Here is a 15,939-nt window from a genome sequence, read left to right on the forward strand (position 1 = left end):
GTCCGCACCGGAAGTGGGGCGCATTATAAGGACCTAATCCGGGCCGTCAACACCCTTGTGCAAGATTTTTGTCATCTTCGTCTGCACACCGGATAAAGCCCCTGCGAGCGAGGGGATGCGCAACAGCATCACCAGTGCTCCCAGCGCGGTATAGAGCGCCCACTCGCCGATGTCCGAGCGCACGATCCACAGCATGTGCAGCAGTGCCAACCCCAGTACCGCATAGCTCATCCGGTGCAACTGGCGCCAGCTCCGACCAAGGCGACGCTGGCTGTAGCGGTTGGAGGTCAGTGCCAACGGCAGGAGGCACAACAGGGCCAGGGCGCCAACGATGATGTAAGGCCGCTCCTGCAGATCGACCAGCAAGCGGTCGAAGCGCAGCCCGAGGATGAACAGCAGATAGCCACATAGATGGAGCACAGCATAGGCGAAGCACCACAACCCCAGCTGCCGGCGCACCGCTATCCAACCACCCCAGCCGGTGAGGCGGCGCAGCGGCGTCATCGCCAGGGTGCAGAGCAGCAGAATCAACGCGCCCTGCCCCAAGTTGTCCACCAGCACCTTGCCCGGGTCCGGCCCGCTCAATCCCATTACTCCTTGGTAGATCCACCAGGACAGGAATCCCAGCGCCACCAGAAACACTGCGCCACGCCATAAAGGATGGCGCATCAGTAGTGCTTCCGCAGATCGAGATCGCTGTAGAGACCGGCGACTTCGTCGTAACCGTTGAACAGGCGCGTATCGACCACGTTCGGACTGAACAAGCTGTTCGGCAACCGGCGCTCGGTGGCCTGGCTCCAGCGCGGGTGATCCACCTGCGGATTGACGTTGGCATAGAAGCCATACTCGTCCGGCGCCAGCCTTTCCCAGGTGGTTCCGGGCTGCTCGGCGACGAGGCTGATGCGCACGATGGACTTGATGCTCTTGAAGCCATACTTCCACGGCACCACCAGCCGCAGCGGCGCGCCGTTCTGGTTCGGCAGCACCCGGCCATAGAGCCCGACCGCCATCAGGGTCAGGGGGTGCACGGCCTCGTCCATCCGCAACGCTTCTATATAAGGCCAGTCGATCAGCGAGAATCCCGAGCGCACGCCCGGCATCTGCTCAGGCGCGACCTTGGTCTCGAAGCGCACGTACCTGGCATTGCCCGTCGGCTCGGCGCGCTTGAGCAGGTCCGCCAGGGGAAAGCCCAGCCAGGGAATGACCATCGACCAGGCCTCGACGCAACGCAGCCGGTAGATGCGCTCCTCAAGCCGATGGGGTTGCACCAGTTGTTCGAGCGACACAGGCCCTGGCTTGGCCACCTCGCCGTCGATCATCACGGTCCAGGGTTCCACTTCCAGTCGCCCGGCATGGCGCGCCGGATCGCCCTTGCCGGTCCCAAACTCATAGAAGTTGTTGTAGTGAGTGACGTCCTCGTAGGGCGTCAGCGCTTCGTCCCCGGCGGTGACCGCCTGCCAACGCACATCCGGCAGCTTCCCGGTGAACCAGGAAGGCTGGGCGCCAGGCTCGACGCCGGCGTAGCGCTCGCTCTCGGCGCGCACCGGCAATCCGGCGAGCGCCAGTGCGCCGCCCGCAGCGCCCAAGAAAAGGCGACGAGACAGGTAGACAGCTTCAGGAGTGACTTCGCATTCGCGCGAGGCGGATGCAGGAGGAATCTTGATCAGCATGGCGGGCTCCGCAGCCTGGACATCGAATGCGCCAGTAGACTGCGGAGCCGCGAGGACGTTACATCACTCGGCCGCTTTACGCCGGCGCAGTTGCAACAAATATTGCACAGGACCGGAGGCGGCGTAGGCGAGGAAGATCAGCAGCAGGATGCGCGGCGGGTCACTGAACACCACGGCGAACACCAGCACCACGATGAGGATGGCCACGAAGGGCACGCGCCCCTTGAGGTCCAGGTCCTTGAAGCTGTGGTACTTGATGTTGCTGACCATCAGAGTGCCGGCGGCAGCCACCAGCAACGCGACCACGAAGGCCATGTTCGAGCCCTTGATGCCGAAGTCGCTGAAGGCCCACACGGTGCCGGCGACCACCGCCGCCGCGGCCGGGCTGGCCAGGCCGATGAAGTAGCGTTTGTCGGCCTTTCCGACCATGGTGTTGAAGCGCGCCAGACGCAACGCGGCGCCGGCCACATAGATGAAGGCGACCATCCAGCCGACCTTGCCGAGGCTGCCCAGCGCCCACTCGAAGGCGACCAGAGCCGGCGCGACGCCGAAGGCGACCATGTCGGACAGGGAGTCGTACTCGGCACCGAAGGCGCTCTGGGTATTGGTCAGGCGAGCGACGCGCCCATCGAGGCCGTCCAACACCATGGCGACGAAGATGGCGATAGCGGCGTGGTCGAACTGGCCGCTCATACCGTTGATGATGGCGTAGAAGCCGGAGAACAACGCCGCCGTGGTGAACAGGTTGGGCAGCAGGTAGATGCCGCGGTGGCGAACCTTTCTGCCTTCGGCATCCCGGCCTTCCTCCACGTGCTCATCGATAGGCAACAGGCTCTCGGGCTCGGGGCTCTTGCCGGAATCCTCGGGACGTTCGTTCATGAACAACACCTTGCAGCGATTGGTTGGAAATTCGACCCCTGGCGCCAGCGCGGGTTTCGCCGGCAGCACGGGCTAGACGAGAGGGCTTTATACCAGAAGCCCGGGACGCGCATAAAAAAACGCGGCCGGAGCCGCGTTTCTTTCGAGCATCGACGAAGCTTAATTCTTGGCCTTGTCGACGATCTTGTTGGCAGCGATCCACGGCATCATGGCGCGCAGCTTCTCACCGACCACTTCGATGCCGTGCGCGGCATTGTTGCGGCGGTAAGCGGTCATGGACGGATAGTTGGCAGCGCCTTCGGTGATGAACATCTTGGCGTATTCGCCATCCTGGATGCGCTTCAGGGCGTTGCGCATGGCGGCACGGGACTCGGCGTTGATCACTTCCGGGCCGGTCACGTACTCGCCGTACTCGGCGTTGTTGGAGATCGAGTAGTTCATGTTGGCGATGCCGCCTTCGAACATCAGGTCGACGATCAGCTTCAGTTCGTGCAGGCACTCGAAGTAGGCCATTTCCGGGGCATAGCCGGCTTCGACCAGGGTTTCGAAACCGGCTTTCACCAGCTCGACGCAACCGCCGCACAGAACGGCCTGCTCACCGAACAGGTCGGTCTCGGTCTCGTCCTTGAAAGTGGTTTCGATGATGCCGGTACGGCCGCCGCCAACACCGCAGGCGTAGGACAGGGCGACGTTCTTGGCGTTGCCGGAGGCGTCCTGGTAGATCGCGATCAGGTCAGGAATACCGCCGCCACGGACGAACTCGGAGCGCACGGTGTGGCCCGGGGCCTTCGGCGCGATCATGATCACGTCGAGGTCGGCACGCGGCACGACCTGGTTGTAGTGGATGGCGAAACCATGGGAGAAGGCCAGGGTGGCGCCCTTCTTCAGGTTCGGCTCCAGCTCTTCCTTGTACAGCTTGCCCTGGAACTCGTCGGGGGTCAGCACCATGACCAGGTCGGCACCGGCGACGGCAGTGGCCACGTCGGCCACTTTCAGGCCGTGGGCCTCGGCCTTGGCGACGGTGGCCGAGCCCTTGCGCAGACCGACGGTGACGTCCACACCGGAATCCTTCAGGTTGCACGCCTGGGCATGGCCCTGGGAGCCGTAGCCGATGATGGCGACTTTCTTGCCCTGGATGATCGAGAGGTCACAGTCTTTGTCGTAGAACACTTTCATGGGAATTCCCCTGGTTTGTCTGGCCTTATGGGCCGTTTCGCTAAAGAGTTAGATGCTGAGCACTTTGTCGCCACGGGCTATGCCGGTGACGCCGCTGCGTACGGTCTCCAGGATCGACGCGGTGCCGATGGCCTGGATGAAGCTGTCCAGCTTGTCGCTGGTGCCGGCGAGCTGGATGGTGTAGACGCTGCTGGTCACGTCGACGATCTGCCCGCGGAAGATGTCGGTGGTGCGCTTGACCTCGGCGCGCTGGGCGCCGGTGGCCTTGACCTTCACCAGCATCAGCTCGCGCTCGATGTGGGCGCTTTCCGACAGGTTCACCAGCTTGACCACTTCGATCAGCTTGTTGAGGTTCTTGGTGATCTGCTCGATCACGTCGTCATGTCCGACGGTGGTGAGGGTCAGACGCGACAGGGTCGGGTCCTCGGTCGCCGCCACGGTCAGGCTTTCGATGTTGTAGTTGCGCTGGGAGAACAGGCCGACCACGCGGGACAGGGCGCCGGGCTCGTTTTCCAGCAGCAGGGAGATGATATGGCGCATGTTCAGGTCCGCTCCGTCTTGCTCAGCCACATGTCACGCATGGCACCGCCGCGAATCTGCATCGGGTATACGTGTTCGCTGGTATCCACGGCGATGTCGAGGAACACCAGGCGGTTCTTCATGGCGAAGGCCTCTTCCATCTTCGGCTTGAGATCCTTCAGGTCGGTGATGCGGATGCCCACGTGACCATAGGCCTCGGCCAGCTTGACGAAGTCAGGCAGCGATTCCATGTACGAATGCGAGTAACGGCTGCTGTACTGCATGTCCTGCCACTGGCGAACCATGCCCAGCGCACCGTTGTTCAGGTTGACGATCTTCACCGGCAGGTCGTACTGCAGGCAGGTCGACAGCTCCTGGATGTTCATCTGGATGCTGCCTTCGCCGGTCACGCAGGCCACGTCGGCTTCCGGGAAGTTCAGCTTGACGCCCATGGCCGCCGGGAAGCCGAAGCCCATGGTGCCCAGGCCGCCGGAGTTGATCCAGCGATTGGGCTTGTTGAAGCGGTAGTACTGGGCCGCGAACATCTGGTGCTGGCCCACGTCGGAGGTGATGTAGGCGTCGCCCTTGGTCACTTCGCTGAGGGTCTCGATCACGGTCTGCGGCTTGATGATGCTGCCGTCGCCCTCGTTATAGGGGAACAGGCGGCCACCGCCGCGCCACTCGTCGATCTGCTTCCACCAGTTGGCGACGGTTTCCTTGTTCGGGGTCTCGCCGATTTCGCGGAGGATGGCGACCATCTCGGTCAGCACGCTGTCGACCGGGCCGACGATCGGGATGTCGGCCTTGACGGTCTTGGAGATCGAGGCCGGGTCGATGTCGATGTGGATGATCTTGGCGTTCGGGCAGAACTTCGCCGCGGTCTCGCCATTAATGACGCGGTCGTCGAAGCGCGCGCCGACGGCCAGGATGACATCGGCGTGGTGCATCGCCAGGTTGGCGGTGTAGCTGCCGTGCATGCCGAGCATGCCGACGAACTGACGGTCGGTACCCGGGTAGGCGCCCAAGCCCATCAGGGTATTGGTCACCGGAACGTTGAGCATCCGGGCCAGCTCGGTCAGCGGCTCGGAAGCACCACCCATGACCACGCCGCCACCGGAGTAGACGATCGGACGCTTGGCTGCCAGCAGGGTCTCGACGGCCTTGCGGATCTGCCCGGAATGACCACGGGCAGCAGGGCTGTAGGAGCGCAGCTTGACCTTCTTCGGGTAGCTGTACTCGTACTTCTGGGACGGATCGCCCATGTCCTTGGGAATATCCACGACCACAGGGCCGGGACGGCCGGATTCCGCCAGGTAGAAAGCCTTCTTGATCACTTCGGGGATTTCCGAAGGATGCTTGATGATGAAGCTGTGCTTCACGATCGGACGCGAGATGCCGACCATGTCGGTTTCCTGGAAGGCGTCGGTACCGACCACGGTGCTGGGCACCTGGCCGGAGATGATCACCATCGGGATCGAGTCCATGTAGGCGGTGGCAATGCCGGTGATGGCATTGGTCGCCCCCGGGCCGGAAGTCACCAGCACGACACCGGCCTTGCCGGTGGCGCGGGCGTAGCCGTCGGCCATGTGAGTGGCGGCCTGCTCGTGACGAACCAGGATGTGGGTAACTTCCGGTTCTTTGAACAGGGCATCGTAGATATGCAGGAGGGCACCGCCCGGGTACCCGTAGATATACTTAACGCCTTCGTCACGCAGCGAGCGGACGACCATTTCAGCGCCGGATAAAAGCTCCACGTTGTTCACCTCTAGAACGCCAGATCACCACCCGACAACGAGTGGTCCTTTGAGTAGGTCTTACCGGTCAGCGGACAAGCGCGACTGTGGTCGCTGATGATGCAGGGGTCTGCCTGACGAGTAGCGGAAGAGCCCAATCTTGCGGAGCCTTTCCTTCCCAGCGCGAGGTAACGCGTTGCGGGTGTAACGGGGGTCGGCACGGGTAGCGCCTTTTTCCACTGAGCTGAGGGACGCTTGCGGCGGACCTCACAGCAGTAGGAGCTGCCGATTGTTCGGATTACCGAACGCCAAGTCAAGCCGTTCATTGCAGAATCTTGCGCCGCCGGCTTGTGACGCGGTGCAGGATGAAGATTCGCTGGTTTTGGTTATAGTAACGGGCAGGTTTTGCTGCCGATAAAAAGGAAACGACATGCGTCGCATGATTCTCGCTTGCAGTGTGCTGCTCGCCCTGAGCACCGGTGCCACCGCCGGCCAGATTTACAAATGGGTAGATGACCAGGGGAATGTCCACTTCGGTTCGCAGCCACCGGAGGGGCAGAACAGCACACAGGTGAATCCGAACATCTCACATCCCAAGACGCCTCCGGCACCGGCCCCGACCGCGGTGGAAGAAGGTGCGGAAGACGCCGAGCAGAAGGCCATCGACGAGAAGGTGAAGAAGGACGTCGCCAAGCAGGAAGCCGAGCGCAAGAAGTACTGCGAGACCGTACGCAACAACCTCGCCCAGTTGAAGAACAACCCTCGCGTGCTCACGGAAGAGAATGGCCAGACGCGTCGCCTGACCGAAGAAGAGCGTCAGAGCCGCATCGCGGAAAGCGAAAAGGCTATCGAGACCACCTGCAAGAAATAGCAGGATGAAGAGGCAGGCGCTCAGCCTGCCTCGACGATCAACCGGTCAAAGTCCTCAAGCGCTGCCAGCAGCGCCCTCATCTCAGTCTCTCGACCACGAAAACGCTCTTCCGCCATGGGCCGGATGCCTGACGCCGTCGGCAATGGTCCACCCGCCTCCAGCAGCTGCTTCATCCGGGGCAGGAAGATCCACTGCAGCCAGGCCTCAAAATCCAGCGTATCGACGCAGAACGGTTGCTGGCTGGCGAGCGCCTCCGCCGAAGGCGACTCGGCCGCCCACAGGCCGAGCATGCGCAACTCCCGCTCCACCTGCAGCAACTGATCCGCCAGCGCGGAGAAACGGGCATCCATCAGATGTTGACCCGGGCCTTCTCGCGGGCCTGAGCGGCGCCGGACGGATCGCCCTGGCGCTCCCGCGCCTGTGCGATGAGCCCCCAGAGGCTGGCCTGCAAGGCCGGACGGCCGCTGGCATAGGTCAGTCCACGGCGAGCCAGCTGCTCCGCCTGAGCAGCGTCGCCTTGCGCCAGACGCACCTCGGCCAGGCGATAGAGCACCTGCGGCTCCCGCGGCGCGATGCGCTGGGCCCGCTCCAGGCTGGAAGAGGCACCATCCAGATCGCCACTGCCCTGCTGTTGCTGGGCACTGGTCAGCAGCGCCAGCACCGGACCGTCCAGTTGCTCGTCACCGGCCAGGCTGCCACCTGAAGGAATGCCACTGGGCATGCTCGGTGCGCTCGGCTGCGAATACGAGCCCTGGCTGGAGATCGGCCCCGTGCTCAGCGGCGCGGGGTCGTAGGTGGAGGGGGTGGCGTTGCTGCCGTCCGGATAGGACTCCAGCGGCGCGGAAGACACGCCCCCCGGCACCATCACCACCACGCCGGAATCCTCGGGCAGGCTCTGGCTCTGCGCCTGCGGCTGGGACGGCGTGGCCACCCCGCCACGACCGGCGAAAGCACCCTGCTCGTCTTCCATCAGGCGACCGGACGAATCCTGCACCGGAATGGAACCCCTAGGCACGCTGGTACAGCCGGACAGAACCGCCGACGCCAGCATCACGGAAACCCACCACTTAGCCATTCATATCCTCACTCGAAGCGAATCAGTTGAGCCAGCCGCGCACCCAGTCCATCACGTTTTCCGCCGGAGCCTCCAGCACTCCGCAGGCCTGCCCGGGTGCCGGCTCGCTGCCGCGGATGTAGGGTATTTCCACGGCGTTGGGGCAACCCGCCGCGGAACCCTGGCCGCTCCCCGCATCCACCCAGGCCGGCGCGACGTTGTCCGGCATGGGCATGTCCAGCGGCAGCGGATCGGCCTTCTTCATGAATCCCGCCCAGACCTGCAACGCACCGGTGGCGCCGGTCAGGGGCGTCTTGCCGTTATCGTCGCGGCCCATCCAGACCACCGCCAGCAGGTCCTGGCTGAAGCCGGCGAACCAGCTGTCCCGTGAATCGTTGCTGGTGCCGGTCTTGCCCGCCAGCGTCAGGGACGCCGGCAGCTGACTGTAAACCGAGCGCCCGGTGCCTTCGCGCATCACCCGCTGCATGGCGTTCTGCACCAGGTAGATGGCCCCCGGATCGAAGCGCTGCTGGATCTTGAAGGGATAGCGCTTGAGCGGCTCGCCGCCGGCAGCCAGTACGCTGCGGATGCCGCGCAGCGGCGTGTTGAAGCCGCCGTTGGCCAGGGTCTGGTACATGGTCGCCACTTCTATCGGGCTCAACGCCCCAGCGCCCAGCAGCATCGAGGGGTAGGCCGGCCATTTGCGATCCACCCCCAGGCGTTCGAGGGTTTTGAGCACATTGGGCACGCCCAGTTCCAGACCGAGCTTGGCGGTCGACAAGTTGTAGGAGTTGGCCAGCCCCTGATAGAGGTAGATGGTGCCGTGGGCCTTGCGATCATAGTTCTGCGGACGCCAGATCTGGCCATCCTGCCCTTTGACCGAGAACGGCGTGTCCTCCAGCCAACTGGTCAGCGTGTACTGGCTCGGCCGCTCCAGCGCGGTGAGATAGATGGCGGGTTTGATCAGCGAACCGATCGGACGATTGGCATCCAGCGAGCGATTGAAACCGGCGAAGCGCGGCTGGCGACTGCCGATCAGCGCCTGGACCTCGCCCGTCTCCGGGTTGGTCACCACCATCGCCGCCTCCACCTCGTCCACCCCCTGCCGGCCGGAAAGGCGCTTGAAGGTCTCGCTCAGGGCGGACTCGGCCTTGAGCTGGAGGATCGGATCGAAGCTGGTGAAGATGCGCAGGCCTTCCTCGGTCAGGTCTTCCTCGCGGTAGTCCTCGCGCAACTGGCGCTTGACCAGGTCAAGGAAGGCGGGGAAGGAACTGTCGGCCAGGCTGCCGCGCTTGGTCACGCCCAGCGGCTTGCTCTTCGCCGCCTCGGCGACTTCGGCGGTGACCACGCCCTGCTCGACCAGCAGGTCCAGCACCAGGTTGCGCCGCTCCAGGGCACGCTCGGGGTTGCGCCGCGGGTTGTAGTAGGTCGGCCCCTTGACCATGCCGACCAGCAGCGCCACCTGCTCCAGCTTCAGCTCGCCCAGCGGCTGGCTGAAGAAGTACTGGCTGGCCAGGCCGAAGCCGTGCACCGCGCGCTGGCCGTCCTGGCCGAGGAACACCTCGTTGAGGTAGGCCTCGAGAATCTCGTTCTTGTCGTAGTGCAGCTCCAGCAGCACCGCCATCATGGCTTCGGTGAGCTTGCGGGTCAGGCTGCGCTCGCTGGTGAGGTAGAAGTTCTTCACCAACTGCTGGGTCAGGGTGCTGCCGCCCTGGCGCAGCTGGCCAGCGGTGGCGTTGATCCACACGGCGCGGGCGATGCCCTTGGGCGAGACGCCGAAGTGGTTGAAGAACTCGCGGTCCTCCACCGCCACCAAAGTCTCGACCAGATACGGCGGCACCTGATCCAGCTTGATCAGGATGCGGTCCTCATGGTGCGCCGGGTACAGCCCGCCGATCAGCAGTGGCTCCATGCGGGCCACCGCCAGCGCGACGCCGTTGCCCTGGGTCAGACCGGCCACGTAGTCGCCGGAGAACTTGACTCGCACCCGCTGGGCAGGCTCGTTGCCTTCGTAGAACTGGAAACCACGGGTGTGCAGGTCGACCAGATTGCCGTTCACCGCCGCCGCGCCCGGGCCGTTGGCGGCACCTTCGCGGCGATAGCCGAGGGCATCCAGCTCGGTGAGAAAGTCGTCCCGGCTCAGCTTCTGGCCGACGAACAGCTCCAGCGGCCGGGCATAGACCTTGGCCGGCACCGTCCAGCGCTTGCCGGAGAATTTCTCCTGCACCACGGCATCGAGATACACGGCGAAGCCAGCCAGGATCACCAGGCCGACCAGCGACAGCTTGAGCAGCCAGCCCAGCCAGGAACGGCTGCCGGCGCGGCGCCTGGCGCCTTTGCGGGGAGTACGGGAACGAGTCATGGCGCGGCATTATACGCACTTTGCCAAGGCCCAACAGGCGCACGCCGGCGGTTTGCAGAGCACGCCACAGCCGCCATAATGCCGCCTCTTCTTCAAGACCAGAACGCAAGGAAAGACCGTGAGCCAAGCCCTGATCGCCGCCCTGCAGAACCCGGACCTCTACCCTCACCCGGTGGAAGGTTTCCAGGTCATCGAGACACACATCTCCTGGGTGCTGCTCACCGGCCCCTTCGCCTACAAGATCAAGAAACCGGTGAACTTCGGCTTCCTCGACTTCACCGACCTGGAGCAACGTCGGCACTTCTGCGCCGAGGAGCTGCGGCTCAACGCACGCCTGACCGATGGCCTGTACCTGGAAGTGCTGCCTGTCACCGGCAGCGAGAGCGCGCCGCAGCTCGCCGGCGAAGGCCCGGCCATCGAATACGTGCTGAAGATGCGCCAGTTCCCGCAGAGCCAGCTGCTCAGCACCGTCCAGGCGCGCGGCGAGCTGACCCCGGCGCACATCGACGCGCTGGCCCGGCAGATCGCCGACTTCCACGGCCGCACGCCCGCCGTGCCCGTGGAACACCCGCTGTGCTCGCCGCAAGCCATCGTCGCGCCGATGCGGCAGAACTTCGAGCAGATCCGCCCACTGCTGTCGGACGCCGCCGACCTGCAGCAGCTGGAAGCCCTGGAGGCCTGGACCGAGGCCAACATCAGCCGCCTGGAACCCCTGCTGGCCCAGCGCGCCGCCAGCGGTTCGATCCGCGAATGCCATGGCGACATCCACCTGGGTAACGCCACCCTGCTGGACGGCCAGGTGGTGCTGTTCGACTGCATCGAGTTCAACGAACCCTTCCGCCTGATCGACATCGCCTCGGACTCCGCCTTCCTCGCCATGGACCTCGAGGACCGCGGCCTCAAGTCGCTGGCCCGCCGCTTCCTCAGCGCCTGGCTCGAACACTGCGGCGACTATGCGTCGCTGGAGTTGTTCAACTTCTACAAGGCCTACCGCGCCCTGGTGCGGGCCAAGATCGCCCTGTTCAGCCTGGCCCATCAGAACGATGCCGTGCAGAAGGCCGCTACCCTGCGCCAGTACCGCAACTACGCCAACCTGGCGGAAAGCTACAGCGCCATCCCGACGCCCTTCCTGGCCATCACCAGCGGCGTCTCCGCCGTGGGCAAGAGCCAGGTCGCCCTGCGCCTGGTGGAATCCCTCGGCGCCATCCGCCTGCGCTCGGACGTGGAGCGCAAGCGCCTGTTCGGTGAACAGCCGGACGACGCCAAGGGCACGCTCGATGGCGGCATCTACAGCGCCGAGGCCAGCGCCGCCACTTACGAACGTCTGCACCAACTGGCGGAAAGCGCCCTGCACGCCGGCTTCCCGGTGGTGCTGGACGCCGCCTACCTCAAGCGCGACCAGCGCAGCGCGGCGTGGCAGGTCGCCGAGCAGAACGGCGCGCCGTTCCTGATTCTCGACTGCCAGGCCCCCGAGGAAGTGATCGCCGCCTGGCTGCAGCAACGCCAGGCCGAAGGCAGCGATCCGTCCGATGCAACCCTGGAAGTGATCCAGGCCCAGCAGGCCGGCCGCGACGAGCTGGATGCCGACGAGCAGGCCCACAGCCGGCGCATCGACACCCACCAGGCCGCCAGCCTGGACGGCCTGATCGGCAGCATCCGCCAGCGCCTGCCCGGCCTGTAGCCCGCCCCGCCCAGGGCCTGTCTATACTGCGGACAGGCCCTGAACGGAGGCAGCCATGAGCCAACCCCGCCAACTGGATAGCCCTCTCTACCGCCTGCTGCGCGACGAGAAGATCAGCGAGTTCAACAAGCAGAAGCCCAAGGAAGGCCGCATCGACCTGCGCGGCGCCGACCTGCGCGGGCTCGACCTGCGTCACCTGGATGCCGGGGGCGTCGACTTCACCGACGCCTATTTCCGCGGTGCCGACTTGCGCGGCGTCGACCTGCGCGAGGCCGACCTGGCAGGCGCCAGCATCGCTCACGCCCAGATATCAGGCGCCTATTTCCCGACCGAGCTGTGCGCCGACGAAATCCTGCTGTCCATGCAGTTCGGCACGCGCATGCGCTACCGTCCCACCTGATCCGAGGCTGCATGAGCGAGATCGCCCGCCTGTTCGGCAACCGCGCCGGCGCCTATGCCAGCTTTCGCCCTCAGTATCCACAGGCGCTGTTCGACTGGCTGGCCGCCAACAGCCCGGGGCAAGACCGGGCGCTGGACATCGCCTGCGGCAACGGCCAGGCCAGCCGTTCCCTGCTCAAGCATTTCCGCCAGGTTCTCGCCTGCGACGCCAGCCCGGAGCAACTGCGGGCCGCGCCCGACCTGCAGGGCATCGACTGCTTCGCGTCGGATGCCAGCGCACAGCCGCTGGCGGACGCCAGTCTCGACCTGATCGTCGTGGCCCAGGCGCTACACTGGTTCGCCACCCCCGCCTTCTTCGCCGAAACGGGCCGCCTGCTCAGGCCGGGTGGGCTGTTCTGTGCCTGGTGCTACAGCCTGCTCAGCATCGACGAGGCCCTGGACGCGGTGATCGGCAACTTCTACCGCAACACCCTGGATGGCTACTGGCCACCAGGGCGCGCCAGCGTCGACGCCGGCTACCAGGACATCCAGCCACCCTTCGCCCGGATCGAAGTGCCCGCCTTCGCCATCGAGCAGGAGTGGTACCTGGAGCAGCTGCTGGGCTACCTCGGCACCTGGTCCGCCGTGCAGAAGCTCGAACAGGCCAGCGGCCGCGACCCGCTGCCGGAACTTCTGCCACGGCTGCGCCAGGCCTGGGGCGACAGGCAGCGGAAGCGTTTTGTGCGCTGGCCGCTACACTTCCTCGCAGGCTTCCCGACACCGCCCCGACCGTGACCGCGCAGCAAGGCAAGGAGGCGCCATGAACGACGAACTGCAACACATGAAGAACCTGGGCAAGACCTCCGCACAGTGGCTGCACGCCGTGGGCATCCACAACGCCAGCGACCTGCGTCGCCTCGGCTCGGTGGATGCCTACCGGGCGGTGCGCGCCCGCGGCTTCCGTGCCTCCAAGGTCCTGCTCTACGCCATCGAGGGCGCGCTGCTCGACGTCCACTGGAACGATCTGCCCCCCGGCCTGAAGGACAGCCTCAACGTCCAGTTGGACGAACACGGAACGAGCAACAAGAGCTAGCTCACAACCTCCGAGCGGCGGCATTTACCTGGGCAGCGCCGCCACCTATTGTTGCCAGTACCTGCGTGCCTTATCGTCAGCCAGCCAGTCCAAGGAATTACCGTCATGTACCTACTCGGGGAGCAACCGGCCTACGCCGATCAGTTGATCCAACGCCTGCAGAGCATTCCCACGCAGTTGCTGGAAGGGCTGCAGCCCAGCGGTGCCCCCCTGCGCCTGGAGCAGGTCGACGATCTGGCGCAGCTCCTGCCCGGCAATCAGCTGTACGTCATCGAGCACGGCCTGCTGCATGCGCTGGTGGACAACCGCCCGTTGTTCTACCTGCAGGAAGGCGACCTGGTGGGCCTGCGCCAGGGCATCGACCTGCCCAGCTGCCGCTACAGCAGCGAGGAGCACCTGACCCTGGTGCCCTATGCGCGCAGCGACGTGTTCAAGCACATCTACGCCAGCGAGCAGCGGCAGGAGCTGTTCATCCAGTACCTGATCGGCCACACCGCCCTGCTGTCCGACGCCCTGGCCCGCCTCAAGCAGCCGGAAATCCGCCCCGCCACCGGTTTCCAGCACTTCGCCGCCGGCGAGGAGCTGATCCAGCAGGGCGACGACGCCGACCACGTGTTCGTGATCATCGAAGGCCACGCCGAAGCCCACGTGGACGGTCTGAAGGTCGGTGACGTGCAGAAGGACGAGATCTTCGGCGCCATGGCCGTGTTCACTCGCGAGAAGCGCAGCGCCACGGTGATCGCCAGCGAGCCCTGCACGGTGATGGTGATCCCCAAGGACCAGTTCCTCAGCCTGATGCAGAGCAACCCGCGCATCGCTCACAGCCTGATCGAGAGCATGGCCCGGCGCATCGACCTGCTGAACAAGGAGGTCACCCAGTTGCGCAGCCAGCCACAGCCGGTCTGAACGGCCTGGAGTGGAACAGGACCCCGGCCCAGGCCGGGGTTTGCTTTTCAGGGGTTTTGCCAACCAGTCGAAAATAATTCTCATCCAGGTGTTGACTAGAAAATGAGAATTGTTATTATTACCCCAACTGGTCGCGAGATCAGCCGATAAGCTCAAGAGACCACGCAGTCGGACTCTTCAGATTATCTCCTCATCAGGCTAATCACGGTTATTGACCCGGCACTTTGCCGGGTCTTTTTTTGCCCGCGATTTCTTGGATCGCCGCCCTATCGCCTGGGGCTCGGCTCCTGCCAGCCGTGCACGAGCCCACCGCACATCATCGGCAGACTATTCACCGGCAATGGTTCGTCCTGTTGCACGAGGGGGTCGAAGGTGCGCAGGCTGCGACGTCATCGACGCCCTTCGATCAAGAAATGAGGATTAGAGTGCTGGGAGCCTGCACGACCGCGCCAGCAAGGGTTGCCGGGCGATCATGCCGAACGATCGAGGCGTTACCAGCCCACGCCCAGGCCGATCATGTAGCGGCGCTCGTTGGTGTCGCCGTGCTCGCTGGTGACCTTGTCCCACTCGGCCTTCAGGCTCAGCGCCGCCCAGCTGTTGAGCTTGTAGCGCAGGCCGGCCTCGGTATCGATGACGTACTCGATGGCATCGACGAAGGGCGCGCCCAGCTCGCCCTGGGTGTAAAGCTCCAGGTTCTTGCCGTACAGGTAGCGCTTGTAGTCCCACTCCAGCGAGCCGGAGTTGAAGTGCTCGCTGGTGCCATCGGCGAAGACGTAGTCGTTGCGGTTGAGCAGGCCGGCCACGGAGAAGGCGCCCAGCTCGTTGTCCCAGAACTGGTAACCGGGGCCGGTACCGATGGTGCGCTGGGTCTCGAGCTCTTCGATGCGGTCGTGGGTGTACTTGAGCTGGCCCTGCCAGAAGAAATGCTGGGTGAAGAAGCGATCCAGGTCGTAGTCGAACTCGATCCGGTCGGTCTTGCGCTCGTCGTCCTTGGTCTCGTGGTCGTACTCGGCCGAGATGCTGTGACGCCAGGCGCCGTGGCGGGCCTTGGTGTCGAGGTCGATGTCGTAGTCCTTGATGTCGTTCTCGGCCTTCTTGTAGTCGGCCGAGAAGTCCAGGGTGCCGGTCCAGGTCAGGTCCTGCACCACCGGCTTGGGCGGCATCATCTGGCTGATCGAGGCCAGTTCCACCACGCGCGGGGTCTCGCCGTTGACCAGCTCGACCTGGCCCTGCCCTGCCGGCCGCAGCGCCTTGGCGTGCTCGCCGGTGAAGTCGTCCTGCTTCACCAGCAACTCGCGGTCGGTCTCCAGGGTGGCGACCTTCTTCATGTCGAGGGTGATGCTGCCGGCGTACTCGGTCTTCAGCAGCAGCTTGCCACCGTCGAACAGCTGGATGGTGCCGGTGAGCTTGTCACCATTCTTGAGCCAGACGGTATCGGCCAGCAGCGGCATGGGAGTGGCGGCGAGCGCCAGGCAGAGCAGGGAACGGGAGGGCTTCATGGGTATCGACGACAGGCTGACTCATGGAATGGCGCGCATTATCCGGATGCACACCCGTTGAGCAAGCACAGACCCGATAATCCCCCTCGAAGTTCAGCCGCAGTGCTCTATCGGGGCC

Annotated in this window: 16 protein-coding genes; 6 read left to right on the forward strand and 10 right to left on the reverse strand. The window is 64.6% G+C overall.

Annotation, left to right across the window (positions count from 1 at the left end; all coding sequences use genetic code 11):
* Positions 1–33: 33 nt before the first annotated feature.
* The 6 genes from msrQ to N7640_RS20350 form a co-directional block, all read right to left on the reverse strand.
* Entirely contained in the window at positions 34–669 is a 636-nt protein-coding gene (gene msrQ / locus N7640_RS20325; protein WP_279906230.1) for a protein-methionine-sulfoxide reductase heme-binding subunit MsrQ, read from the reverse strand.
* Complete coding sequence (gene msrP, locus N7640_RS20330; RefSeq protein ID WP_279904744.1) at positions 669–1,670, reverse strand: protein-methionine-sulfoxide reductase catalytic subunit MsrP; 1,002 nt, start codon at positions 1,668–1,670, stop codon at positions 669–671. The genes msrQ and msrP overlap by 1 nt, the downstream gene beginning before the upstream one ends.
* Positions 1,671–1,733: 63 nt before the next feature.
* Positions 1,734–2,549: a CDP-diacylglycerol--serine O-phosphatidyltransferase gene (gene pssA / locus N7640_RS20335; RefSeq protein ID WP_220813965.1), complete on the reverse strand. Its 816-nt coding sequence runs from the start codon at positions 2,547–2,549 to the stop codon at positions 1,734–1,736.
* Positions 2,550–2,708: 159 nt separating this feature from the next.
* Positions 2,709–3,725 carry a ketol-acid reductoisomerase gene (ilvC, locus tag N7640_RS20340; RefSeq protein ID WP_279904743.1) on the reverse strand — a complete coding sequence of 339 codons (1,017 nt, stop codon included), beginning with the start codon at positions 3,723–3,725 and terminating at the stop codon, positions 2,709–2,711.
* A gap of 48 nt (positions 3,726–3,773) precedes the next feature.
* Positions 3,774–4,265 (reverse strand): acetolactate synthase small subunit, encoded by a 492-nt coding sequence (gene ilvN / locus N7640_RS20345; protein WP_220813963.1) that lies wholly within the window; start codon positions 4,263–4,265, stop codon positions 3,774–3,776.
* Positions 4,266–4,267: 2 nt separating this feature from the next.
* Positions 4,268–5,998 (reverse strand): acetolactate synthase 3 large subunit, encoded by a 1,731-nt coding sequence (locus N7640_RS20350; RefSeq protein WP_220813962.1) that lies wholly within the window; start codon positions 5,996–5,998, stop codon positions 4,268–4,270.
* Between the two features lie 409 nt (positions 5,999–6,407).
* On the opposite strand from N7640_RS20350, the gene N7640_RS20355 reads away from it, so the two are divergent.
* Complete coding sequence (locus N7640_RS20355; protein WP_279904742.1) at positions 6,408–6,848, forward strand: DUF4124 domain-containing protein; 441 nt, start codon at positions 6,408–6,410, stop codon at positions 6,846–6,848.
* A gap of 20 nt (positions 6,849–6,868) precedes the next feature.
* Here N7640_RS20355 and N7640_RS20360 read toward each other — a convergent pair whose 3' ends face one another.
* Genes N7640_RS20360 through mrcB form a run of 3 tightly spaced genes read right to left on the reverse strand, consistent with a single transcriptional unit; the run spans position 6,869 to position 10,264 of the window.
* Positions 6,869–7,198, reverse strand: a complete 330-nt coding sequence (locus N7640_RS20360) for a YqcC family protein (RefSeq protein WP_279904741.1) — start codon at positions 7,196–7,198, stop codon at positions 6,869–6,871.
* On the reverse strand, positions 7,198–7,923 hold the full coding sequence (locus N7640_RS20365; RefSeq protein ID WP_279904740.1) for a tetratricopeptide repeat protein: 726 nt from the start codon (positions 7,921–7,923) through the stop codon (positions 7,198–7,200). Before N7640_RS20365 ends, N7640_RS20360 begins: the two co-directional genes overlap by 1 nt.
* 22 nt (positions 7,924–7,945) lie before the next feature.
* A complete protein-coding gene (mrcB, locus tag N7640_RS20370) occupies positions 7,946–10,264 on the reverse strand; it encodes a penicillin-binding protein 1B (protein WP_279904738.1) in 2,319 nt (772 codons plus the stop codon).
* Between the two features lie 118 nt (positions 10,265–10,382).
* Here mrcB and N7640_RS20375 point away from each other — a divergent pair, with 118 nt between their 5' ends.
* The 5 genes from N7640_RS20375 (at position 10,383) to N7640_RS20395 (ending at position 14,322) form a co-directional block, all read left to right on the forward strand.
* Positions 10,383–11,945: a bifunctional aminoglycoside phosphotransferase/ATP-binding protein gene (locus tag N7640_RS20375; RefSeq protein WP_279904737.1), complete on the forward strand. Its 1,563-nt coding sequence runs from the start codon at positions 10,383–10,385 to the stop codon at positions 11,943–11,945.
* A 55-nt stretch (positions 11,946–12,000) separates the two neighbouring features.
* Positions 12,001–12,345 carry a pentapeptide repeat-containing protein gene (locus tag N7640_RS20380; protein WP_279904736.1) on the forward strand — a complete coding sequence of 115 codons (345 nt, stop codon included), beginning with the start codon at positions 12,001–12,003 and terminating at the stop codon, positions 12,343–12,345.
* Positions 12,346–12,356: 11 nt separating this feature from the next.
* Positions 12,357–13,118 (forward strand): class I SAM-dependent methyltransferase, encoded by a 762-nt coding sequence (locus tag N7640_RS20385; protein WP_279904735.1) that lies wholly within the window; start codon positions 12,357–12,359, stop codon positions 13,116–13,118.
* 25 nt (positions 13,119–13,143) lie between these two features.
* Positions 13,144–13,416, forward strand: a complete 273-nt coding sequence (locus N7640_RS20390) for a TfoX/Sxy family protein (protein WP_220813954.1) — start codon at positions 13,144–13,146, stop codon at positions 13,414–13,416.
* Positions 13,417–13,521: 105 nt separating this feature from the next.
* The gene (locus tag N7640_RS20395) at positions 13,522–14,322 is read left to right on the forward strand and encodes a cyclic nucleotide-binding domain-containing protein (RefSeq protein WP_279904734.1); all 801 of its coding nucleotides are present in this window, start codon (positions 13,522–13,524) and stop codon (positions 14,320–14,322) included.
* A 491-nt stretch (positions 14,323–14,813) separates the two neighbouring features.
* Here N7640_RS20395 and N7640_RS20400 read toward each other — a convergent pair whose 3' ends face one another.
* On the reverse strand, positions 14,814–15,821 hold the full coding sequence (locus N7640_RS20400; protein ID WP_279904733.1) for a DUF481 domain-containing protein: 1,008 nt from the start codon (positions 15,819–15,821) through the stop codon (positions 14,814–14,816).
* Positions 15,822–15,939: the final 118 nt, after the last annotated feature.

The organism is Pseudomonas sp. GD04015, assembly GCF_029837675.1.
GTDB lineage: Bacteria > Pseudomonadota > Gammaproteobacteria > Pseudomonadales > Pseudomonadaceae > Aquipseudomonas > Aquipseudomonas paralcaligenes.

Coding starts and splice junctions, on each gene's coding strand:
- msrQ (WP_279906230.1), bottom strand. CDS start 669: ATGCGCCATCCTTTATGGCGTGGCGCAGTGTTTCTGGTGGCGCTGGGA.
- msrP (WP_279904744.1), bottom strand. CDS start 1,670: ATGCTGATCAAGATTCCTCCTGCATCCGCCTCGCGCGAATGCGAAGTC.
- pssA (WP_220813965.1), bottom strand. CDS start 2,549: ATGAACGAACGTCCCGAGGATTCCGGCAAGAGCCCCGAGCCCGAGAGC.
- ilvC (WP_279904743.1), bottom strand. CDS start 3,725: ATGAAAGTGTTCTACGACAAAGACTGTGACCTCTCGATCATCCAGGGC.
- ilvN (WP_220813963.1), bottom strand. CDS start 4,265: ATGCGCCATATCATCTCCCTGCTGCTGGAAAACGAGCCCGGCGCCCTG.
- N7640_RS20355 (WP_279904742.1), top strand. CDS start 6,408: ATGCGTCGCATGATTCTCGCTTGCAGTGTGCTGCTCGCCCTGAGCACC.
- N7640_RS20360 (WP_279904741.1), bottom strand. CDS start 7,198: ATGGATGCCCGTTTCTCCGCGCTGGCGGATCAGTTGCTGCAGGTGGAG.
- N7640_RS20365 (WP_279904740.1), bottom strand. CDS start 7,923: ATGGCTAAGTGGTGGGTTTCCGTGATGCTGGCGTCGGCGGTTCTGTCC.
- mrcB (WP_279904738.1), bottom strand. CDS start 10,264: ATGACTCGTTCCCGTACTCCCCGCAAAGGCGCCAGGCGCCGCGCCGGC.
- N7640_RS20380 (WP_279904736.1), top strand. CDS start 12,001: ATGAGCCAACCCCGCCAACTGGATAGCCCTCTCTACCGCCTGCTGCGC.
- N7640_RS20385 (WP_279904735.1), top strand. CDS start 12,357: ATGAGCGAGATCGCCCGCCTGTTCGGCAACCGCGCCGGCGCCTATGCC.
- N7640_RS20390 (WP_220813954.1), top strand. CDS start 13,144: ATGAACGACGAACTGCAACACATGAAGAACCTGGGCAAGACCTCCGCA.
- N7640_RS20395 (WP_279904734.1), top strand. CDS start 13,522: ATGTACCTACTCGGGGAGCAACCGGCCTACGCCGATCAGTTGATCCAA.
- N7640_RS20400 (WP_279904733.1), bottom strand. CDS start 15,821: ATGAAGCCCTCCCGTTCCCTGCTCTGCCTGGCGCTCGCCGCCACTCCC.